The sequence below is a fragment of the Chryseobacterium sp. SN22 genome (assembly GCF_008329705.1).
Taxonomy (GTDB): domain Bacteria; phylum Bacteroidota; class Bacteroidia; order Flavobacteriales; family Weeksellaceae; genus Chryseobacterium.
On the sequence record NZ_VTSX01000004.1, the window covers coordinates 25,180 to 46,548 of the forward strand.

General features: G+C 39.3%; 21 protein-coding genes. 5 read left to right on the top strand and 16 right to left on the bottom strand.

The genetic code is table 11. The annotated features are described in order from the left end of the window. Positions 1-4: 4 nt before the first annotated feature. The 5 genes from ftsA to FY557_RS03385 all read left to right on the top strand — a co-directional run bounded on the left by ftsA (position 5) and on the right by FY557_RS03385 (position 6,467). Positions 5-1,396 carry a cell division protein FtsA gene (gene ftsA, locus FY557_RS03365; protein ID WP_149245881.1) on the top strand — a complete coding sequence of 464 codons (1,392 nt, stop codon included), beginning with the start codon at positions 5-7 and terminating at the stop codon, positions 1,394-1,396. 79 nt (positions 1,397-1,475) lie between these two features. Further along, positions 1,476-3,374, top strand: a complete 1,899-nt coding sequence (ftsZ, locus tag FY557_RS03370) for a cell division protein FtsZ (RefSeq protein WP_149245882.1) — start codon at positions 1,476-1,478, stop codon at positions 3,372-3,374. Positions 3,375-3,464: 90 nt separating this feature from the next. Then, the gene (locus FY557_RS03375; protein ID WP_149245883.1) at positions 3,465-3,911 is read left to right on the top strand and encodes a GatB/YqeY domain-containing protein; all 447 of its coding nucleotides are present in this window, start codon (positions 3,465-3,467) and stop codon (positions 3,909-3,911) included. Positions 3,912-4,323: 412 nt separating this feature from the next. Beyond that, entirely contained in the window at positions 4,324-4,734 is a 411-nt protein-coding gene (locus tag FY557_RS03380) for a BrxA/BrxB family bacilliredoxin (protein WP_149245884.1), read from the top strand. A gap of 218 nt (positions 4,735-4,952) precedes the next feature. Continuing rightward, positions 4,953-6,467 carry a GH3 auxin-responsive promoter family protein gene (locus FY557_RS03385; RefSeq protein WP_149245885.1) on the top strand — a complete coding sequence of 505 codons (1,515 nt, stop codon included), beginning with the start codon at positions 4,953-4,955 and terminating at the stop codon, positions 6,465-6,467. Positions 6,468-6,504: 37 nt separating this feature from the next. On the opposite strand, the gene FY557_RS03390 is transcribed toward FY557_RS03385, so the two are convergent. The 16 genes from FY557_RS03390 to FY557_RS03465 all read right to left on the bottom strand — a co-directional run bounded on the left by FY557_RS03390 (position 6,505) and on the right by FY557_RS03465 (position 20,795). Next, positions 6,505-6,876 (bottom strand): hypothetical protein, encoded by a 372-nt coding sequence (locus FY557_RS03390; protein WP_149245886.1) that lies wholly within the window; start codon positions 6,874-6,876, stop codon positions 6,505-6,507. A 34-nt stretch (positions 6,877-6,910) separates the two neighbouring features. Further along, positions 6,911-7,270: a hypothetical protein gene (locus FY557_RS03395; protein ID WP_149245887.1), complete on the bottom strand. Its 360-nt coding sequence runs from the start codon at positions 7,268-7,270 to the stop codon at positions 6,911-6,913. A 5-nt stretch (positions 7,271-7,275) separates the two neighbouring features. Next, positions 7,276-8,250 (bottom strand): endonuclease/exonuclease/phosphatase family protein, encoded by a 975-nt coding sequence (locus FY557_RS03400; protein WP_149245888.1) that lies wholly within the window; start codon positions 8,248-8,250, stop codon positions 7,276-7,278. 73 nt (positions 8,251-8,323) lie between these two features. Continuing rightward, positions 8,324-9,310: an endonuclease/exonuclease/phosphatase family protein gene (locus FY557_RS03405; protein ID WP_149245889.1), complete on the bottom strand. Its 987-nt coding sequence runs from the start codon at positions 9,308-9,310 to the stop codon at positions 8,324-8,326. A 6-nt stretch (positions 9,311-9,316) separates the two neighbouring features. Then, positions 9,317-10,072 carry a rhomboid family intramembrane serine protease gene (locus FY557_RS03410; RefSeq protein ID WP_149245890.1) on the bottom strand — a complete coding sequence of 252 codons (756 nt, stop codon included), beginning with the start codon at positions 10,070-10,072 and terminating at the stop codon, positions 9,317-9,319. A gap of 3 nt (positions 10,073-10,075) precedes the next feature. Next, positions 10,076-11,863 carry a DNA mismatch repair endonuclease MutL gene (mutL, locus tag FY557_RS03415; RefSeq protein WP_149245891.1) on the bottom strand — a complete coding sequence of 596 codons (1,788 nt, stop codon included), beginning with the start codon at positions 11,861-11,863 and terminating at the stop codon, positions 10,076-10,078. Between the two features lie 328 nt (positions 11,864-12,191). Continuing rightward, entirely contained in the window at positions 12,192-13,034 is an 843-nt protein-coding gene (locus tag FY557_RS03420) for a YoaK family protein (RefSeq protein ID WP_149245892.1), read from the bottom strand. Between the two features lie 23 nt (positions 13,035-13,057). Further along, positions 13,058-13,552: a hypothetical protein gene (locus FY557_RS03425; protein ID WP_149245893.1), complete on the bottom strand. Its 495-nt coding sequence runs from the start codon at positions 13,550-13,552 to the stop codon at positions 13,058-13,060. 276 nt (positions 13,553-13,828) lie between these two features. Continuing rightward, on the bottom strand, positions 13,829-15,244 hold the full coding sequence (locus FY557_RS03430) for a sensor histidine kinase (protein WP_228451689.1): 1,416 nt from the start codon (positions 15,242-15,244) through the stop codon (positions 13,829-13,831). Then, the gene (locus FY557_RS03435) at positions 15,244-15,951 is read right to left on the bottom strand and encodes a response regulator transcription factor (protein ID WP_149245894.1); all 708 of its coding nucleotides are present in this window, start codon (positions 15,949-15,951) and stop codon (positions 15,244-15,246) included. Before FY557_RS03435 ends, FY557_RS03430 begins: the two co-directional genes overlap by 1 nt. A 74-nt stretch (positions 15,952-16,025) precedes the next feature. After that, positions 16,026-17,399 carry a hypothetical protein gene (locus FY557_RS03440; RefSeq protein ID WP_149245895.1) on the bottom strand — a complete coding sequence of 458 codons (1,374 nt, stop codon included), beginning with the start codon at positions 17,397-17,399 and terminating at the stop codon, positions 16,026-16,028. 4 nt (positions 17,400-17,403) lie between these two features. Further along, positions 17,404-18,141, bottom strand: a complete 738-nt coding sequence (locus FY557_RS03445; RefSeq protein ID WP_149245896.1) for an ABC transporter ATP-binding protein — start codon at positions 18,139-18,141, stop codon at positions 17,404-17,406. After that, positions 18,122-19,009 (bottom strand): hypothetical protein, encoded by an 888-nt coding sequence (locus FY557_RS03450; protein WP_149245897.1) that lies wholly within the window; start codon positions 19,007-19,009, stop codon positions 18,122-18,124. The genes FY557_RS03445 and FY557_RS03450 overlap by 20 nt, the downstream gene beginning before the upstream one ends. A gap of 1 nt (position 19,010) precedes the next feature. Then, positions 19,011-19,379: a hypothetical protein gene (locus tag FY557_RS03455; protein ID WP_228451690.1), complete on the bottom strand. Its 369-nt coding sequence runs from the start codon at positions 19,377-19,379 to the stop codon at positions 19,011-19,013. 244 nt (positions 19,380-19,623) lie between these two features. Then, complete coding sequence (locus FY557_RS03460; RefSeq protein WP_149245899.1) at positions 19,624-19,836, bottom strand: hypothetical protein; 213 nt, start codon at positions 19,834-19,836, stop codon at positions 19,624-19,626. Positions 19,837-19,949: 113 nt separating this feature from the next. Next, positions 19,950-20,795 carry a GLPGLI family protein gene (locus FY557_RS03465; RefSeq protein ID WP_228451691.1) on the bottom strand — a complete coding sequence of 282 codons (846 nt, stop codon included), beginning with the start codon at positions 20,793-20,795 and terminating at the stop codon, positions 19,950-19,952. Between the last annotated feature and the right edge of the window lie 574 nt (positions 20,796-21,369).

Consider the following 21,369-nt stretch of genomic DNA (forward strand, 5'->3'; position numbering starts at 1 on the left):
TAAAATGGAAAATCAAGAGTATTCAGTAGGTCTGGATATCGGGACAACGAAAATTGTCGCGATTGTCGGAAGGAGGAATGCACACGGGAAAATAGAAGTTCTCGGTGTAGGAAAGGCGAAAAGTCTTGGGGTTCACAAAGGGATTGTGAATAATATTTCGCAGACCATTAATTCAATTAAGGCTGCAGTGTCAGAGGCACAGTCCAGTGCAGGCGTTCCGATTCGTAAAGTAACGGTAGGAATTGCAGGAAAACACATCCGTTCCCTGCAGCACTCGGATTATATTATGCGTGAGCACCCCGATAAGTTTATTACAGATGACGACATTGAAGCATTGAAAGACCAGGTCAAGAAGCTGGTCATGCTTCCCGGTGAAGAAATTATCCATGTTCTTCCCCAGGAATATAAAGTGGATTCCGAAGGCGAAATCCAGGAGCCTGTCGGGATGCACGGCAAACGTCTGGAAGCCAACTTCCATGTAGTGGTCGGGCAGATGGGAAGCATCCGCAATATTGCAAGATGCGTCCGCGAAGCAGGGCTGGAAATGGAAGCGCTTACCCTTGAGCCGCTGGCATCTTCAGAAGCGGTTCTTACCAAAGAAGAAAAAGAGGCCGGTGTGGCCATTGTAGATATTGGTGGCGGAACCACGGATATTGCGATCTTTAAAGACAATATCATCCGTCATACCTGTGTAATCCCTTATGGCGGCGGCATCATTACGGAAGATATCAAAGAAGGATGCTCCATCATTGAAAAGCATGCCGAACAGCTGAAAGTAAAATTCGGTTCTGCAGTTCCTGAACTGGAAAAAGACAGTACCTATGTTACCATTCCGGGGCTTCACGGAAGGCCGGATAAAGAAATTTCCCTAAAGACCCTCGCACAGATCATTAATGCGCGGGTAGAGGAAATCCTTGAAATGGTGAACACCGAATTAAAAGCGTATGGTGCTTTTGAACAGAAGAAAAAACTGATTGCAGGCATTGTGCTGACAGGAGGCGGATCCAACCTGAAACACCTTCGTCAGCTCGCCAATTATACCACCGGTTTCGACAGCCGTATAGGTTTTGCCAATGAGTATGTAGCGAATGATAAAAATCAGTATCTTAAAGGCCCGGAATTTGCTACTTCGATCGGGTTATTGATGGAAAGCTTAAAGATCCGCGACAAAAAGCAGAATGCTGAAGCGCAACTGCCTGTGGAAGAACAAGTTCAGCCACAGCCGAAAGCGGAAGCTTCAGCAGAACCGGAAGAAGCCGTACCGCAGGTACAGCAGCCGGAACCAGTTCAGCCACTTGAAATAGTGAACGGGCAACAGCAGAAAAGGGCAGCAAAACTCACTTTCGGGCAGTCGCTGATGGAAAAAGTGAAAAAATTTTTTGAAGAAGTAGAGTAAATTATAAATGAGAAGTGATAAGATGTGAATGATGCCTCAATTATCATGAATCGATTATTAATTATTAAAAAGAAAAGTTATGGAAAATATAGGTACACAGGGATTTTCGTTTGATTTGCCAAAGGGAAATTCGTCGATCATCAAGGTTATCGGTGTAGGAGGCGGCGGAAACAATGCACTCAAGCACATGTACGAAAAGGGGATTCACGGGGTAGATTTCGTAATATGCAATACGGATGCTCAGACTTTAGATAATAATCCCGTGGCCAACAAAGTACAGTTGGGAACCACTATTACAGAAGGCCTCGGCGCCGGAGCAGATCCTGAAGTAGGGGAAAAATCGGCCATCGAAAGCATCGAAGACATCAAAGCAGCCATGGGTCAGAATACCAAAATGGTGTTCATTACAGCCGGAATGGGTGGCGGTACCGGAACCGGTGCAGCTCCCGTTATTGCCAAAGTGGCAAAAGACATGGGCATTCTGACCGTAGGAATTGTTACTGTTCCTTTCAGCTTTGAAGGCAAAAGAAGGCTGGAGCAGGCAGAAAACGGCCTTGATAAATTAAGAAATAATGTTGACTCACTGATTGTCATCAACAACGATAAATTAAGACAGCAATTCGGAAACCTTGGCTTTAAACAGGGGTTCTCAAAAGCTGATGAGGTTTTAACCAATGCTGCAAAAGGGATGGCAGAAGTTATTACCGGTTATTTTGATGTAAACATCGACTTTAGAGATGCCAAATCGGTACTGCAGAATTCCGGAACGGCATTGATGTCTACCGGAATCGCTTCGGGAGAAAACAAAGCCGAAGAAGCCGTAAGAAAAGCGCTGGATTCTCCTTTGCTGAATGATAACAAGATTACCGGTGCCAAAAATGTACTTCTGCTCATCAGAAGCGGTGCGGAAGAAGTTACCATGGACGAAATCGGGGTAATTATGGATCATATTCAGAAAGAAGCAGGACACACGGCCGATATTATTTTCGGGGTGGGCGCTGATGAAGAGCTGGGAGATTCCGTAAGTGTTCTTGTGATTGCCACAGGTTTTTCAAATGACAACAAGAAATTTGCAGGACCAACCGAAAAAATCAAGATCAGCCTGAATGACAGCCTGGAAACCCCGAAAGAATCCCCGTTTAAAACAAGGGATGAAAGGGCATCTTCTTCTGATCACAGCTATGATTTCGGCGGGAAAAACCTTTTCAGACTGGATGACGAGGACAACGATATGCCACAGTTCGGAAACACAGCGACTGAAAAAAAAATGACTATTGGCAGCGAAGAGACTAGAACCGAAATAAAATTCTTTGATAAAGAGGGAGATACGGATGCTTCTGCCCGCCAGTGGAAAGATGAAGAAGAACAGGAATCTTTCAGCCTGTTTTCAGAAGATGAAGAAACAGAAGATGCAAATGATCTGGAGATCGAATCTTTTACCTTTGACTTCGATAGCAAGAAAGATGAGCCACAGCAGAGCAATTCCTTCAGCAACTCTTATGCTGAAGAAAAGCCCGTAGAATTCAGCTTTTTCGTAAACGAGCCGAAGAATGAGCCGAAATCCGATTATGGTCAGCCAAAAGCAGAATTTAATGCATCAAGTGATGTAAACCAGCTGACGGAGGAACCGCTTCAGAAAGTGGAACATTTCTTCCAGCATCTGAAAGAAGAACCGGTGGCTGAAAACAAAACGGAAACACCTGCTCCGAAGCCTGCTGAAGAGGAATTTACCTTCGTTAACAAAACCGTTGATCAGGAAAGAATAATGGAAAGGAGAAACAAATTGAAAGAGTTCAATTCCCGCTACCAAAGCTTTGACAGCTCCAGCGAATTTGAATCTGTTCCGGCTTTCAAGAGAAAAAATATCTCAATTGAAGGAAGCAATGCTTCAGATCAGAACATCAACACCTATCTGTCTGACAACAACGGAAATATGCAGATCAGAGAAAACCGCTTTTTAAATAAAGACGTAGATTAATGCGATTAGCTTTTTGCTTTTAGCAGATGGCTGTCACCGTTATAAATAAAAGCTAAGAGCCAATGGCCATTAGCCTAAGCATAAATTATCATGAGTTTAGAAAATACCATAAACGAAGCTATAAAAACAGCCATGAGAGCCAAGGACAAAGTGGCTTTGGATTCTCTCCGTGCTGTAAAGTCCCAGATACAGCTGCTGAAAACGGAAACTTTAGGCGCAGAAGTTTCGGCAGAGCAGGAAATCGCCATTTTACAGAGAATGGTAAAACAGCGCAAGGATTCTTATGAGCAATTTTCCGCACAGGGAAGAAACGATCTTGCTGAAGTGGAGGAAGCCCAGATGAAAGTCATCGAGCAGTTCCTGCCAAAACAGCTTTCTGCAGAAGAGCTGGAAACGGAAATGAGAAACATTATCGCTGAAACCGGCGCTGAGTCCATGAAGGATTTAGGAAAGGTCATGGGAATCGCATCAAAATCTTTAGCCGGAAAATCGGATGGAAAAAGTATTTCCGAGATGGCGAAGAAACTGCTTTCCTAATATGATTGATAAATGATGACCGATTAGGAACTAACTTATCATTTCAATCATATTTATTTATTGTTGGATATTCAACCTTTGCATATCGATTTGATTAAAGAAGCCCGGGATTTCAACTTCCGGGCTTCATTTTGTGTTTAGGTTTTATTAGATCATTCTGTTATTATCCAGAATTTCTCTTTAAAATAAAACCCAGGGAAATGGTAAACATTTTTTCATGGCCCATTGTTTTCAGAATCATTTCAAATTTACTAATATTTTGATATTATTAACAAATTTTATTTATAAAATATTAATTATCATTATATGATTAATATTTAATGTATTTTATTTAACAAAAACATTGATAGTTATTATATATTGATGAAAAGCGGGGAATTCCTTAAATTTGTACTTTACAAAAAATAAAAATATGTATCCACAAGATTTAGTAATGCCTATGAAGGCTGAACTTACAGATAAAGGCTTTGAGGATTTGACCACACCGGTTCAAGTAGAAGAAGCATTAAAACAATCAGGAACTACCCTTTTGGTGATCAATTCCGTATGCGGATGCGCGGCAGGAGCGGCAAGACCGGGCGTTGTTTATTCCTTGACAGGAGATAAGAAGCCTGACCATCTGACTACTGTTTTTGCAGGTTTTGATACCGAAGCGGTAGTGGAAGCAAGAAAGCATTTAGCACCGTTCCCTCCAAGCTCTCCTTGTGTAGCGCTTTTCAAAGACGGAGAATTGGTTCATATGCTGGAAAGACATCATATCGAAGGAAATCCTGCAGGAGCAATCGCTGCTAACCTTCAGGCTGCTTATGACGAGTACTGCTAAGAACAAAACTTTAAATACCGGAACCGCTGCCCATTGGCAGCGGTTTTTTTTCCGGCATCAGCATGAACTTATTTTCTCACTAATAAGTATCCGTCTTTCACAAATTCTTCGTGGCGGTGCCGGATCCTGATCAGAACACCTAATAAAATGCTGTAAAATTTACATTTTTACCTAAGAAAAAATTCCAAGAAAATTCAATTATTGTTATATTTGTTGGAATGGCAACGAAAGCACTTTTCAATACAGTGGTCAACTGGTTTATCCGTCAGCGGATCGACCAGATACAGAACTTCATGGATTATCCTATTGAGACCCAGAAAGGGATCTTATTTTCCCAGCTGTTTCATGCCGAAGATACGGAATACGGCAAAAAATATGGTTTTAATTCCATTTCGAGTTATCAGGACTTTAAAAACAAAGTTCCGATCGTCACTTATGAGGAAATGGAGCCGTATATTGAAAAAGCAAGACAGGGACAGAAGGATATCAGCTGGCCCGGCTATATCAAGCATTTCGCCAAATCTTCCGGTACGACGAATGCCAAAAGCAAATTTATCCCGATTTCAGCCGAAAGCCTTGAATACTGCCACATGAAAGCAGGAAAGGATATGGTTTCCATTTATGCCAACAACCATCCCGAAAATCAGCTTTTCAATTATAAAAACCTACGGTTGGGCGGAAGTTCAGAACTCTATGCTGACTTCAACACCAAATTCGGGGATCTGTCGGCCATCCTGATCGACAATCTTCCCTTTTGGGTAGAAGTGACCACCACACCGAGCAAAAAGGTTTCTCTGATGGGAGAATGGGAGAGCAAGCTTAAAGCTATTACTTCGGAAGTAAAAAATGAAGATGTGGGAAGTATCCTGGGGGTCCCGAGCTGGATGATGGTGCTTCTGCAACGGGTACTGAAAGAAACCGAGTTCAGCAATATTGCGGAACTGTGGCCCAACCTGGAAGTATTCTTTCACGGCGGGATCAGTTTTAAACCCTACCGGGAACAATATAGACAGATCATCGGGAAAAACATCAATTATTATGAGATTTATAATGCTTCAGAAGGATTTTTCGGGATCCAGGACCGGTCCAACAGCGATGAAATGCTGCTGATGCTGGATTACGGGATCTTTTATGAATTTATCCCGATGGACCAGTTTCATTCCTCGGATCCTAAGGTTGTAAGCCTTGAAGATGTAGAAGCAGGGAAGAATTATGCCATGGTAATTACCACCAATGGCGGCTTATGGAGATACCTGATCGGCGATACTGTAGTATTTACCTCAACCAATCCGTTCCGAATTAAAATTACCGGACGGACGAAGCACTACATCAATGCCTTTGGAGAAGAGCTGATGATTACCAACGTAGAATCCGCACTTACCAAAGCCTGTGAGGAAACCAACGCCGCCGTTTCCGACTTTACGGGAGCCCCTGTTTTCATGAGAGAAAATGAAAGCGGCGCCCATGAATGGATTTTCGAATTCTGCAAAAAACCGGATGACCTGGAACGTTTTACGGATATTTTCGACGATCACCTGAAGTCCATTAATTCAGATTATGAAGCAAAACGCTATAATAATATTACACTGAAAAGGCCTATCGTACATATTGCGAAGCCTAACCTCTTCTACTGCTGGCTGGAATCCAAAGGAAAACTCGGCGGGCAGAATAAAGTTCCGAGGCTGAGCAACGACAGGGAATACATCGATCCTTTGCTGGAGCTGAACCGATAAAAATAAAAACCGCAGATTTCGCTGCGGTTTTTTACGTTTAATTTTTTAAATCTTCTTTCAGTTTCCGTGCGCCTTCTTCTACTTTTGAAGCTCCTCTGGCTGCGGCATCTTTCACATCCTGGCCTGCCTTATGAAGGTCTGCTTTCGCTTTATCTGCAGTCGCATCGATTTTATTTTTTGCATCTTCTGCAGCATTGTCGATTTTCCTTCCTGTCTCATCGATCTTTGCCTGGGCGTTTTCTTTTGTCTGATTAACTTTGGCAGTATCTACTCCCACTTCCGTTTCTGTAGTCGTCGTAGTGGTTACTGTTCCGTCTGCGTTTTCCACCTGTTCTGTTTTAGATTTTGACTGTGTACAGGATATCACTACTGCGGCGATCATAAGTCCTGATAAAATGCTTTTTTTCATACGTATTGAAATTTTTAAATGTATTCGGGTGTAATTATTGGGTTTTCGTTTCAGCGGCGGCTGGTGTTTCGGCGGTTTTTAACGGACTCTTGTCCTGCGCCCTCTTTTCTTCTTCCGTTTTCTTCTTATTTTCTTTTTCCAGTTCCTCTTTCAGCTTTTTTTCCTGCTCCTGGAGCTTCAGGGCTTCCTTTACAGAATCCTGATATTTCTGCGAAGACATCCTGATCTCACGGACCACATCAACGGAAGTTGCCCCATTAGAAAAAGAATCAATAGCCGTCGTATCATAATTTGCCTTCGGACTGTCTGCCGGATACAGATCTGCCGGTTCTTTCTTGGAACAGGATAACAGCAGGGCAGAAAAAGCAAATACAGCAAAAAGTAAATATTTCATGGGAACTAATTTAACAGAAATTCTGCAATTACAGGATAGTGATCTGATAATTGTACGGAATTATCTACTTTATAGCTTAAAGGGATAATGGATTTCGAACTGAAAATATAATCGATCCTCAAAGGTATCTTATAATCGTGAAAACTGGAGGAATTGCCGTTTCCTGCCGCTAAAAAAGCGTCCTGAAGGTCTTTCCCCAGATTATAATATTCATAGGAATTCGGGACGGAATTAAAGTCTCCTGCCAGAATTACAGGATAGGGTGAAAGATCGACCGCTTTCCTGATCTTTCTAATCTGATCTTCATGTGCCTTGAAAGTCGGCGTCATGTGTGAGAGAAGGGTATTGATTTTACCCCCTTCTTTTCCCAGACCGTCAAATTTAAGCATGGATTTTTGCAACCGGAATGGCTCTAAATAGACATTGATAATCCGGATGATTTTCCCATTGATGTCTACATCGGCATAAAAAGAATTCCCTCTGGATTTATCGGTAATCAGCTCTTCCTGTCTTACGATTTTATGTTTGGTCTTCAGAATAACCGAAGGGTATTTTACCATATCCTGTTTCAGGGCACGGTTGGTGTCTTTTTCCTGCACCAGGATGATGTCGGCATCCTGATCCATAATATATTTCTTTACCTTTTCCCAACCCGATTCCCCATATTTTACATTAAAAGTAATAACCTTAATATCCCTTACCGATTTTACATTTTCCGTCTTGGATGTAAAATTGATCCATCTTCTGATGGGGTTGTAAAAAAGAAATATTCCCAGCACGAAAGCAATGGCAAATTTCTTTCTTTTAATAATCCAGAACAGCGTAAAGATGATGTACAGAGAAATGAGATACGGAAAGCCCAAAGATAAGAGATTAAGGGCACTTAAAAGGTTAGGCGGTACCCATGCGTTCCCTAAGGTACACAGCAGCAAAACAGCAATGGCAATATGGGCAAATAACAATATCTGACTCAGTTTCATGAAAACAGTATAAGGTACCGTAGCAATTTCAGCAAAAATCTTACCATGGCCAAAACTTTAACGGTTTTTATGATCACTTTGAAAGCCTGAAAGTCGCTATTACCGGAAAATGATCAGAGGCCCTAATCGAACGGTCTACTTTGTAACTAAGTGCCCTGATTGATTTTGAAGTGAAAATATAATCAATACGGATAGGGAATTTATAATCATGAAAACTGGTGGCACTCCCCTGTCCCGCTTCCATAAACACATCCTGTAGCCCTTCCGAAAGATGGTAGTATTCATAGGAATTGGGAACAGAATTAAAATCACCTGCCAGAATCACCGGATAAGGTGAGGTTTCCACGGCTCTTTTAATTGCATTTACCTGTTCCTGGTGAATTTTAAAAGTAGGGATCAGTCTTTTAACGATGTTCTTTATTTTCTCTTCGTCTTCTTTGTTATTGCCGTTAAGCCTGACCATGCTTTTTTCAAATTTGAAAGGCTGGAGATAAATCCCGATAAACCGGTATCTTTTTCCTTTGATTTCAATATCGGCTACCAAAGCAGGATTAATAGCCTCTGTGTTATTCAAGCTAATAGACTGGGTATCGACGACTTTATATTTTGATAAAATAGTAAGGTTATCTTTAGTCATTACATTGTATCCTGAAGATTTGTAAGCCGTTCCGAAATCTTCCTGAAGAAGCATGACATCTGCCCCGGAATTTTTCAAATAATTTTCGACTTCAGCCCTTGCAACGATTCCTGACTTTGTATTGAAAGATATGACTTTCAGATCAGGCATTTCATTTTTAACTGAAGAATAATTCACCCATCGTAATACCGGATTAAAAAACAGCAATCCCAGTAATAGGAAAACAAAAGCTCTTTTTTTCCAACAGATAATCCAGAAAACGGTTAAAGCGACATAGCCGAAGATCAGTCCGGGGAAAGCCAGAGACAACAGATTAAACCACGGGAAAACCTTTGGTGAAATATAGGCATTGAGGAGCATCCCCGTCAAAAGAAAGAAAATGACTATGTGAAATACGAAGAAGATGAGACGGATGATTTTCACAGGGCTTTAATTAAATCTGTACAAATGTTTTTTCCATATTTTTGCCAGAATAAATCCTGCTATTGCACCCCCGACATGGGCCAAATGAGCCACACCTCCCCCATCTCCTGAAATACCAAGATATATAGAACCGATGATAACCACCGGTAATACATATTTTACCTTTACCGGAATCGGAATAAACATAATGGCAATTTTTGCTTCCGGATACAGGGTGGCAAAAGCAGCTATAACTCCGAATATTGCCCCGGAAGCCCCAAGCATAGGAGTTCGTAAAGCCACATAAAGCTGTTGTGATAAAGCTTGCCCTTCTGCATTTGTTGCACTGATTTTCAGATCTCCCGAATAATTGATTGCGGATTTAGCATAAATTTCAGAGGCATTTAGACCTAATCCTTCAAGCCCTGATACAATTTGCTGTATTTCAATAAAATTCCACAGATTAAATAAGAAGAAAGCTCCCAAACCACTTACAAAATACAGGATAAGATATCTCTTTTCACCCAGGCTCTGTTCCAGTATCGGCCCAAAGCTGAATAGAGTAAACATATTGAATAAGATATGCATGATGCCAATACCATCTCCTATCTTAGCATGCATAAACATATGAGTAATAGTCTGCCAGGATCTGAAATTTGGCGAAAACGGATAAAATGCAGATAAGGTGTTGTATAATTGCGGAAAAAGAAAGTTGGATATTACATAAACGACAATGTTTATGATAATTATATTCCTTGTAATCGAAGGTATCGTATTAAACATTTTCTAAAATTTATTCTTAAAATCATTAAACGGAACCTCGAAAAAGCATCTTTTCCCGTCCGGTAAAAATTCCGGGAAGCCCAGGGCCGTAAAGTCCCGGATCAGCTGTTCCGCATCTTTTTTGTATATAAAATCAAACCTGGATTTGGACTGCATCCTTCCCCATTGGTTTCGGTAATGCTGCAAGAATTCGTCTTCCGACTTATATTCCAGGATTTCGAAAAGGTTTTCCAGGAATTTCATTACCTGGGTTTCTTTCAGTCCTTCGGGCACGGCATCGATCCTTAATACGCTTTCATGGGCAATATTCATCTCGAAGCCCAGCTCCGGAAGGTATTTTTTAATTGAGTCGTATTTTGCTTTCTCAATTTCATTCATGTGGTATTCCAGGGAGAAAAGCAGGGAGTGGCTGTTAGTAGCTCCTTTTTTTGAGGGTTTCGTATTTTCCGAAACCCAGAGCCGGTGCATTCTTCCCAGATCCAGCATCAGGGTTTTATCTCCTTTATTGAAAAGCCAGTAACCGTTCGGCAGCCGCATCAGGTCTTCATCAAAATCTTCATCCTCAAACAGATTGATTTTCGAAGGTTCTGCCGTTGAAATGTTTTGATGGTACATTTCTGTAAGGTTCTGGATTTCCGTATGGGTTACCTCACGTTCCTCCAAAAAAGGATTATAATCGCGGTCTACAATAATTTCCGGCATTTTGATCACGGTATTCCCGCCGCCGTTGCTTTTGCTTGGGAACGTTTGCATCATATGGTCCAGTTCGGGATCTTTTTCAAAATCAAGGCTCGGGGAAACATTGTAGATTCCCAGCGACCTTTTGATCGTGGAGCGCAGCAGGGCAAAAATTAAATGTTCGTCTTCGAATTTAACTTCCGTTTTCTGCGGATGAATATTCACATCGATTTTCTCAGGATCAAGTTCCAGGAACAGGAAAAAAGTCGGTACATAGCCCGGCAGCAGCAGCCCTTCAAAAGCTTCCTGAACCGCCTTATTGAAATAGGCACTTTTGAAATACCTTCCGTTTACAAAAAGGAACTGTTCACCCCTTGTTTTTTTTGCCCCTTCCGGCTTCGCTACAAAGCCATGAAGTTTGCACCAGATAATATCTTCCTTTATCGGAACCAGCTGCGGCTGCAACTTCCTTCCGAAAATATCCACAATACGCTGCATCTGGCTTCCTCTTCTCAATCTGAAAACCGCATCATCGTCATGGAACAGGGAAAATTCCAGATTTTCATGCGCCAGGGCAATCCGTTGGAATTCATCGATCACATGTCTGAATTCAACATTATTATTTTTAAGAAACTTTCTTCTGGCAGGAACGTTATAAAATAAGTTTTTTACCAGAAAATTGGAACCGTCTGCCGTCTGCACCGGGTCCTGAAACTGGAAGACACCGCCTTCAATATAGATATTCGTGCCGATGGCCGCCTCCGCTAATTTCGTCCTTAATTCGACCTGAGACACCGCGGCGATGGAGGCCAGCGCCTCTCCCCGGAATCCTTTGGTGGCAATTTTAAAAATATCTTCCGTTCCCCTGATCTTTGATGTGGCATGCCTTTCAAAAGCCATCCGCGCATCGGTTTCAGACATCCCTTTACCGTTGTCGACCACCTGGATCAGGTTTTTTCCCGCATCCCGTATGATCAACTCAATTTTCGTGGCCCCTGCATCAATCGCATTCTCCAAAAGTTCTTTTACGATGGATGCGGGTCGCTGCACGACTTCTCCTGCCGCAATTTGGTTGGCCACATGATCCGGTAAAAGCTGAATAATATCTGACATAAAAAACGTAAATCAACTTACAAAAATAGTCATTCAATTTAAGAATTAAAACTATAAAGGCCTGAATTAAAATTTAATTATCAACATTTTAACAACATGCCGGCCAGCGGTTCACCGTATTCAAATCCTGATCAACAGCACTATTTTAAAACACAATCCCCCAATCGCACAGGGGCAATCAGAGGATTGATTCACAGCTAGTTTACACAAAATTAATACTGATATTGATATCTCTTAATTAACATTTCGTTTTTTCAGATGCCGCTTGGTTTATCGAAAGGGGAAATGTTACCAACAACTTTCCGCTTTTCTACCGCATCATACCTTCCTATTCGTCGAAGACAAGCTTTCTTTTCTTCTGTCCTGCCGGCACATTAATATCCGGGATCCCATGGATTTTATGATACAGGGAAGCAATCAGGTTCGGCTTTTTATAAATCTTACTGTACCGGTATCTGGTATTGAAGTGTCTGACATGGATTTTATAGGCATCATATCCGATCACCACCAATAAACACAAACTGATTACATAAAACACCCTGAATTCCAGATAGTAATACGTCAGTCCCGAAAACACTGCTCCCAGCACATAGGAAACCATGATGCTCATCAGCAGCTTGGCCCTTGCCACCAGCTCCCCGTTTTTTCTGAATTCTTTCTTGGTGAACATCGAAAACAAAATTCCGAGGTCGGTCGTGGTACCGGTAAGGTGGGTGGTTTTTACCGAGAAGTTGGAGATACTGGCCGTCAGCCCGTTCTGCAAACCGGTAGCAAACAGCATCAGCGCTACCAGCAGTTCCGTTTCTTCAAGTGTCTTACGGTAATAAAACTGTCCGTAAATCCCCACGAACAACAGACACGCGATTTCCAGCAGCAGCGGCATGGAGTGGGCGAAGTATTTGCTCTTTTTGTTAAAAGTAATAACAATAAAATTTGAAACGAATCCCCCGAAAAAGAACAGGAAGATCCACAGTCCCACAACGGCAACCTGCGACCAGTTCCCTTTGCTGATCTCTGCCGCAAAAATAGCGTAATGACCCGTTACGTTTGATGTAAACGAGAGGAATATCAGAAGCGAGGCGATGTTTATAGTACCCGCCGTAAAGGCAGTCAGCGTCCCCAATCTGATGTTGTCTCCCAACGTCCTGCTGTTACTATAATTCCTTAACATTTTTAAAATTTTTAAAGTTTAATTTAAGCTTCCACAAAGATCTCTGCCAGTCTTCCTTTTTCCGGAAGACGGTCCCGTACTTCAATAGAAATTTCACGGGATTCCAGATCTTTGCATTTTTTGATATAAGGGATCAGATCGAATTTACCTTTTCCCTTGCTTTTAACTGCCGGAGAATAATAGGCCTCTTCAATGTTTTCAGCTTTCACATAATTATTGAATGTTCTCTGGAAACTACCGGTGAAGATATCACAGACAATTTTATTAATCAGATGAGAATATTTGTTCCTGATGATTCCGTAAGCATCGCAGAATTCCTGCGGTCTCAGCTTATTGAATATCGTGCTTTTCGTATTGAACAGAAGGTCCCGGATGGAATCTCCTGTATCATATCCTGAAACCAAAAGAATATTGTATTGATTCTGGTCTTCCCCTGCATCTTTCTCCCTCATGACTTTCTTTAAAATATTTAAAGATTCAAGAGAATAATCGGTAGCTATTAAAATCGTCTTGGTCATATTTTTAAGATTTAGGTTTGTATATCTTTTTCGATAGTACAAATCTAGAACGACCAAATTAGAGTTCTTTTGGAACGGAATTAGAATATGATTAAAGAGATTAAAATGTGATTAGAAAAGATGAAACGGAATAAAAATCAGGTTAATAAGCAGGAAGAAGGAAGCTGGAAGCCGGAAGTTTTTCTTCTAAATATTACTACTGGTTTACCTCTGCTGATAGAAATTATTTAAACTTGATTTATATACCTGGCTCTTTACATTTTACCAGTAAATCGTTTAAATACTTTCCTTATCCTCCGCATAAGCGTTGTAAAAATTCGGGAAACGCAGTTGAACGGTAGTCCCCTGGTTTTCATGTGAACTTACAATAAGTTCACCCTGATGCATCCTTACAATATTTCTTGCCAACGGAAGCCCGATTCCATAGCCTTCGTAGTTTTTGGTATTGGAAGCCCTGAAAAAAGGATCGTAAATTTTATTCATTTCCTCTCCGGGAATCCCAATCCCATTGTCTTTCACGATAATATAAACATCCGTATCAGTTGCTCCCAAAGACACCTTCACCTGCTGGAAATCGGAATATTTGCAACCGTTCTGGATAATATTGGTTACCGCAAGATGAAGCAGCTGTTCGTTACCCTGTACTTTTAGCTTTCTGGGATTATCCGGCAGCATACTGATATCCAGGTAAATATTGTTTCTCAAATCGATCTTCCGAAGGGTTTCAATGACATCCCAAAGGAGCTGGTCGATCCGAATTTTGTCTACTTTCTGGATTTTCCCGTCGAACCCGGTCTGGGCGATCATCAGCAATGCTTTGATTTTTTTATCCAGTTTTTCCGCTTCATCCAGGATAATGCCCAGCGTTTCCTTGTATTCTTCGTTGGTCCGCGAGATGGAAAGCGCGACATCAGCTTCCCCCATAATCGAGGTCAGAGGAGTCCGCAATTCATGGGATACATTCCCGATCAGATGGTTCTGGGTTTCAAAAGAGGTTTCGATACGGTTCAGCATTCCGTTAAAAGTATCCACCAATTCATTCAGCTCTTTGTTGTCCGGCTGGGGCTCAAGACGTAAATGCAGGTTTTCCGAACTGATCTCCTTTACCTTGCCTGTAATTTTTAAAATCGGCTTAAATAAGGTTTTAGAGAGGTAGAACGAGAAAATCATGCTGAAGAACAGCGAAAGGACAATACAGGTAATAAGCGTCCTTTTCAGGAATCCAAGGTAATAGACTACGTAATGGTTCTTGGCCGAAGCAATGGCAATATAGTCTTTATCATCATGTCTGAAAGTCTGTCCGATATAGTAAAACTCTTTGTCGTTATAGTTTGACTCCCCTTTTTTAACAATACTTTTAAAAAAATAAGCCGGAATATGGATCTCGTTGGAAATCTTCTGAAAGTTTGAATCCGTGGGAATGGCAAAAACATAGTCCCGCTCCATAGGAAGTTCTTCGTCATTCAGCCCATTCAGGATATAGTTTTCCGGAAGGTCCAGGTCATCTTTTCCTTTTTCAATCTGAATGATCGTTGTGGTACGGATTTTCAGCAGTTCGTAAAACCTCTGATGTGAGAAGTTGACAATCGAAAAATACACCAACCCACTGAACAGCAAAATGATGGCGGTAAATACCAGCATCAGGAGCACCATCGTTTTGGTCTGGTTCGTTATCACTCTATTAAACATCATTAAGGTTTTTTCAGAACATACCCCATCCCTATTACTGTATGAATCAGTTTATTATCTTCATGATGGTCCAGTTTTTTTCTTAAGTAGTTTACGTAGACGTCCACCACATTTGTTCCCAGCTCATAATTTACCCCCCACACCGAGTCTAAAATTTCTGCCCGGGAAATGACTTTTTCAGGATTGTTTAAAAAGTAGAGAAGCAGCTTGTATTCGGTTGAAGTAAGTGAAATTTCCTCACCTCCCCGCGTTACTTTTTTGGTGTAATCGTTAAGCACGAGATCCGAAAACTGGAACACATGCTCATGATCAACCTCAGGACCGGCAATCTCAGCAGAACTCCCGTTGCCGCTCCTTCTTAAAAGAGATTTTATCCGTGCCACCAGCTCAATAAATTTAAAAGGCTTCACCAGATAATCATCGCCTCCGCTTTCAAGGCCGAGAACGATATTTTCTGAAGTCCCCAAAGCCGTCAGAAACAGAATCGGAACGTGCGGGTTCGTTTTCCGGATCTCCTTGCATACATCCAGACCATTCATTTCCGGCAACATAATATCCAGGATCACCAGATCGAAATCGTTCGACTGGACCAGCTGCACTCCGGTCCTGCCGTCAAATGCCACGGACACTTCATAGCCGTTCTCCTGCAATCCTTTTTTAATAAAGGACACCACACTGGTTTCGTCTTCGATGAGGATAATTTTTTTCATGAAAATGAATAATTATACAAAAATAAAGAAAGGATCAGAAATATTCTAATCCTTTATATCATATAGTTAATTATTTAAAAAATCTGATATACCGGAACACCGGAAAAATAGCTCGAAAAAATAATAATCATGATAATTTCCACCATAAGATAATCTTTTACAAAAGCAGTATAAGCGAGTTGAAACAGAAACAGAAACAGAAGCTTGATTAATATAAACAGATTGACTTCAAAAGAAGAATAATCAAGCACAGGAATAACGATAACTATATACACCAAGAACAATAAAAATTTCGACAATATAAAAAGTAACGGGGGATATCCTGAAATTTTTTCGGCATACAGGGTATTGTTGGTATATTTCCCTGCAAGATAATTCTGATTAAGAGGAAGAATCGTAATGAAGATTGACGCTATCAGTAGAATTCTTATATTCCCTTGGGCAACAAATGCCAGGACCCACAGAACAAAAGCCGTTAATCTCAGGTTCCGGCTTAAAGAATGGCTTAGCAGGAAACATTCTGCTTTCAATAGGGAAATAAAGCTGAAAGAATAAACCGGGTACTTGGGAAGATAGACGGCTTGCTGTACAAAAGACGGTTTAGCTTCTTTTTTCACAGGGCTCTGATTCTGCTCCTTATTTTTTACACTTGAATATCTTTTAAACAGAAAAGATGCGCTCAGAACGATAATGAACGCGAGAGGAAAGAGATACAACTTGTCAATCCATTTCTTGGGAGTAATGAAATGCTGAAAATTTATATATTGTACATCCTTATTTTTTATTTTTCCTAAAATAAATGAATCATTATTTTTGGTATTGACTTGTAAAAAGTTATCCATCAGCTCCTGTATCCCGGTTATGTCCAGTAGATGCCTGATATCTGTATTATAAACAAAAATTATAAATCCGAAATACAATACATATTTTAAAAATTTCAAGTCTACCAAATAATCAATGACAGTACAGACAGCAGACAGAAAAAACAGATAAGGAACGGTGAAATATATAAAAGGGATAAGGTACAATATTACATTATAGCTCTGATAATTAATAAACAGAATAATAATCTCCAGAATAAACGCGAGTATGGTAAGATATAAAAAGAGAGAAACCACCCTGTACATCAACAACCGGAAATTCGATTTCACAGATAAACGGAAATTGATATAGGTATGGTTAGCCATTTCCCTGTTTTTAAGGTTCTGACTGATAAAAAGGGATAATAAAGCAAATATGGCATTAATATAAACAGGGGTTAAATTACTGATCCATATCAAGTTTGATGCTCCTGTATAATTTCCTACCGTAAATGTTACATAGTCTGATTTAGGATTCGGAATCATAAAAAATCCCAGGATCATGATAATCGCCAGAATATATTTAAAGTAAGTATGCTTGAAAAATAATCTCAGATTATACAGAGATATTAAAGGTAATGCTTTCATAAATCTATTTTGCAAAATATTCGAATGCTTTTTCCAGATTCGGGATATCGCCCCGCATTTCCCCAAAGCCTGCAGCCGCTTCCGGAACCAACCGGTCTACAGTATCTGAAAAACTAATTTGTCCGTTTTTAAGAATAATAATATGATCAACAAATTTTTCAATCTCATAAATATTATGTGATGAAACAAGTACGATCGCATGCTCTGACATTTCTTTAATCCGTTCATAGAAATTAATCCTCTCTATAGGATCCAGTGCGCTGGTGGGTTCATCAAGAATTAAAACTTTCGGATTATTTACCAGGGCAAGTGACAGGGCAACTCTCTGCTGGGTTCCGCCGGAAAGATTTTTTACAGGAGTATCTTTTGTATGGAAAATGTTAAAAAACTCAAGTACATCCGGAATATTTTTTTTTAATGTTTTTGAAGATAGCCCTTTCAGCATTCCGAAATACACAAGATTCTGCGTTACGGATAAATCCGGAATCAATCCGAAATTTTGGGGCATATAGCTCAAATCTTTCCTTAACACAAGCGGATTTTTTACAACATCCGTATTATCGTATTGCAGGCTGCCTTTTTCGGGCGTCGTAAGGGTAGATATTACATTCAGCAATGTGGTTTTCCCGGCCCCGTTAAGTCCCAGAATACCATAAACCCCTTTGCTGAGGGATAAATTTATGTTTTGCAATATCGTTTTGTTATTAATTTTGTAACTAATATTATTCAGTGATAGGCTCATGTTTTTTAAAATATTTTGATTCTAGTATTATTTTTGGCTGGAAGGCAACTACATTAAGGATAATCATCACGATTCCGAACGTGTAAAGATTAATCAAAAGGACGATAATGATATGCGTAATAATAATATAAAGCAAAGTGGCTTTTTTTGTTACTTTATTATAAATAAGAAAAGGATAGAATAATTCTGCAATGACTACGCTAAGCGAAATAATCTGAAAAACTGCCGGAATTGTGGTGGCTACAAAAGCTGTTAAAACATTTACTTCGGTGTAAGTACATATCAGATACCAGATTGCGTCACCTGTGTACCAATTGTTCCCCATTGCCTTCCCGACTCCTGAGAAAAAATAGATAACACACAACTGCAATTGTATAAGCCTGATCGCAAAAGAATACAGTACACGGTTGTATTTTGAATCAATACATAATATAACATTTACGAAAAGGGAAAAGCTTATCATGTAATCAGCCCCATAAGAGAAAGAATAACTACTGGCTACCAGGGCATTATGAATAATAAGAACCACTATAGCAAATAACAGCCTGTAGTAATTTGTAAGAATAAATATAAACGAACAGATATAGATGGCCACAACCATCGCCAGCGCATATTCATATCTGATCCCGAGCCGTTCGATTGTATCTGTAATGAATGTTAATCGGAATTGATCTTTCCGTATTAAAAAATCATTGATCTCCACATTAATAATTCCGCTTTTGCTGTATATATTGTAAAGATCCGGTAAAATAAGCAATACATTTAATAAGCCAAATGAACAGATAACACTAATAAACAGATTTTTCTTTTCTATATTTTTATGATATCCGAAGAAAAAGGTATTCAATTTATCTACCGCTATATCCATATTAGTTTTTTTTAATATTATACACCGTAGTTTCCTCTATTTTTATCGGTTTATCCTGCTTTATTTCAGCCAGAGAGGGAAAGTATCTTTTTTCAATCGTGACATTCATTTCATTGATCTGCGGATGAAGGGTAAATAATCTTACCGCCATAGATTGGATTACCCTGTTCCGGAAACCTTCATTTTCCAGCTGACTTCCCAGTATGGTAAATATACTTTTTATTTTAAATGACGATTCAAATGTTTTGCCTGGTAAGACAATCGGAATATTATTATGTTTGAAGAGAATTTCAGTTTTTTTATCTGCAGCATTGGGAGAGTAATATTCGTATCCCCTTTCTATACCGGTATAATAGGCATAATTTCTCATTCCGGTCTGTATTCCATCAGGAAGATTGAAAAATTCAAGATAATTTATTATTTTTTTTCCATATCTATTCAAGGATGAATAAGTAGAGCTTTTCCATGTTTTAATAATCTGAATATTTATTACAAAAGAAGAAACGATATGAAAAAGTAATAAGGCGCATAATAATGTTTTTAGTGTTTTCATGGGAGTATAAAAAAGAGGCTAATGTAATATTAGCCTCATAGATTGAATAATTATGAGATAATTACTTTGTTGCTTCTTCTGAAGTTCCGGTATACACATATTCCGAAGAAATAAATGTCCACTCTTTTTTCGTAAGAGCCTCTGCTTTTGTTGTTGAAACCGCCTGCACTGAAACTTTTTCAGTAGAGATGTTTTTTGGATTAGCACTGGCCAGGGTAAATGTGCCGGCTGAAAATGCAACGATTAGTGCTGCTGCTGCTAAATGTTTTTTCATTTTAATAATTTTTAATGGTTATTTTTCTAATTTGTTCTTTCGGGTTAGTTCCCTTATGTTTTGTTTTTAGAGCTACAAAATATCAAAATCTCTCATAAAAGCGCTTTTATATTTTATTGGACCAATTCTATCGCCTGATTATTGGCTCCGATCATTTTCTTTATGGTTTCTTCCTGATCTTTCAGTTTTTGCCCCAGCGTCTTGCCGCCCTCTCCAGCTTCGTTTAATTGTTCTGTAGAATATTTATTCCTGACCTGGGCCAGCGGGCTGGTTTTGAATTCAGCGAACATTTGTGTAAACTTGTTTTTATCTACTGCCAAGGGCTTTTTATTTTTTAATCTTTCATTAAGGCTCAGTTCATTATACTTTTCCAGATTTTTAATTCCGGCAAGCTGCCACGAGAAGTTTTTGTTTTCATCTTCTATTTTTACAATCAGCCCCGGTAGCCCGTAAAATTTATAAGGACCATCCTGTATAGGAATATCTGTTGTAAACCAGGCAGTCCAGGTTCTTCCCCACATTTTAGCCGTTGCTTTCTGAATTTTATATTTTTCAAATGAACTGATTGCTTTTTCATTGGTAATTTCCCATTTGATTTTTTGCGGCTCCGGATACGTAATAAAATCGCTTAAAATCAGATCTGTAAAATGAGTTTCATAAGCAGGATAATCTTTTTCAACCTTATACATAAACTTAGGATTTTTAAGCAACTTAGCCAGATCAATCTGTACTCCGGTCGCTTTCATTTTTTCAATATTGCTTTCAATCATTGAATCCTGCGACACCGACAGATAATCTCTGTAGATTGATTTCTGTTTGGTAACATCCAGAATGGTAAGTTCTTTTTCAATTTTTGCGGAATCCTTACTTGGCTTATAAGAAAACTCATAAAAGAATCTCTTCGCCTGTCCGTTAACGAATATATAAAGAATGATTAAAATTATTGAGAAGTTCTTCATTTTCATTGATTATTAATTTTATCTTATTCGGCTAAACTATGTGATAATATTCACATATGCAAGAAATAATATTATTTTTTTCAATCTTTTTTAATAAAACATTATTATTTATTTCTCTATTTAATGATATAAATCATAAAAATAAAATAGATATTATAGGCTCATAATAACATGACAAGCATTTTAAAAAATTTATATCCCTTTTTAAATATCTAATATCGGTGAAAAATTTTATGGGAATTTTAAAAACCTTATTCAGCTTATCAACATTTAATCAAACAAATGTGAATTTCTATGAAAGATCCAGTTCACTTAACATTTAACTCAAAGCTTTAAATGCAGTATAGATTAATTACTGCAGTTTTATAATTTTATATCGGATAAGCGTACTTATTATATTTAAGAGTTTACACTTTAATTCTTACAGGAGATATCAGGCTAATAATATGATTTCACTTTAACGAATTATTTATAATTACAACCTAATGTTATTTTTTGAATCAGGCGCAAAAGAGTAATGAAGGAACATTGCAACTAATTTGAGAGACACGCTAAAGTAATTAATCATATAATG

Excerpts from the sequence above, each read along its gene's own strand:
- ftsA (WP_149245881.1), top strand. The coding sequence starts at position 5 with ATGGAAAATCAAGAGTATTCAGTAGGTCTGGATATCGGGACAACGAAA.
- ftsZ (WP_149245882.1), top strand. The coding sequence starts at position 1,476 with ATGGAAAATATAGGTACACAGGGATTTTCGTTTGATTTGCCAAAGGGA.
- FY557_RS03375 (WP_149245883.1), top strand. The coding sequence starts at position 3,465 with ATGAGTTTAGAAAATACCATAAACGAAGCTATAAAAACAGCCATGAGA.
- FY557_RS03380 (WP_149245884.1), top strand. The coding sequence starts at position 4,324 with ATGTATCCACAAGATTTAGTAATGCCTATGAAGGCTGAACTTACAGAT.
- FY557_RS03385 (WP_149245885.1), top strand. The coding sequence starts at position 4,953 with ATGGCAACGAAAGCACTTTTCAATACAGTGGTCAACTGGTTTATCCGT.
- FY557_RS03390 (WP_149245886.1), bottom strand. The coding sequence starts at position 6,876 with ATGAAAAAAAGCATTTTATCAGGACTTATGATCGCCGCAGTAGTGATA.
- FY557_RS03395 (WP_149245887.1), bottom strand. The coding sequence starts at position 7,270 with ATGAAATATTTACTTTTTGCTGTATTTGCTTTTTCTGCCCTGCTGTTA.
- FY557_RS03400 (WP_149245888.1), bottom strand. The coding sequence starts at position 8,250 with ATGAAACTGAGTCAGATATTGTTATTTGCCCATATTGCCATTGCTGTT.
- FY557_RS03410 (WP_149245890.1), bottom strand. The coding sequence starts at position 10,072 with ATGTTTAATACGATACCTTCGATTACAAGGAATATAATTATCATAAAC.
- mutL (WP_149245891.1), bottom strand. The coding sequence starts at position 11,863 with ATGTCAGATATTATTCAGCTTTTACCGGATCATGTGGCCAACCAAATT.
- FY557_RS03420 (WP_149245892.1), bottom strand. The coding sequence starts at position 13,034 with ATGTTAAGGAATTATAGTAACAGCAGGACGTTGGGAGACAACATCAGA.
- FY557_RS03425 (WP_149245893.1), bottom strand. The coding sequence starts at position 13,552 with ATGACCAAGACGATTTTAATAGCTACCGATTATTCTCTTGAATCTTTA.
- FY557_RS03430 (WP_228451689.1), bottom strand. The coding sequence starts at position 15,244 with ATGATGTTTAATAGAGTGATAACGAACCAGACCAAAACGATGGTGCTC.
- FY557_RS03435 (WP_149245894.1), bottom strand. The coding sequence starts at position 15,951 with ATGAAAAAAATTATCCTCATCGAAGACGAAACCAGTGTGGTGTCCTTT.
- FY557_RS03440 (WP_149245895.1), bottom strand. The coding sequence starts at position 17,399 with ATGAAAGCATTACCTTTAATATCTCTGTATAATCTGAGATTATTTTTC.
- FY557_RS03445 (WP_149245896.1), bottom strand. The coding sequence starts at position 18,141 with ATGAGCCTATCACTGAATAATATTAGTTACAAAATTAATAACAAAACG.
- FY557_RS03450 (WP_149245897.1), bottom strand. The coding sequence starts at position 19,009 with ATGGATATAGCGGTAGATAAATTGAATACCTTTTTCTTCGGATATCAT.
- FY557_RS03455 (WP_228451690.1), bottom strand. The coding sequence starts at position 19,379 with ATGAGAAATTATGCCTATTATACCGGTATAGAAAGGGGATACGAATAT.
- FY557_RS03460 (WP_149245899.1), bottom strand. The coding sequence starts at position 19,836 with ATGAAAAAACATTTAGCAGCAGCAGCACTAATCGTTGCATTTTCAGCC.
- FY557_RS03465 (WP_228451691.1), bottom strand. The coding sequence starts at position 20,795 with ATGAAGAACTTCTCAATAATTTTAATCATTCTTTATATATTCGTTAAC.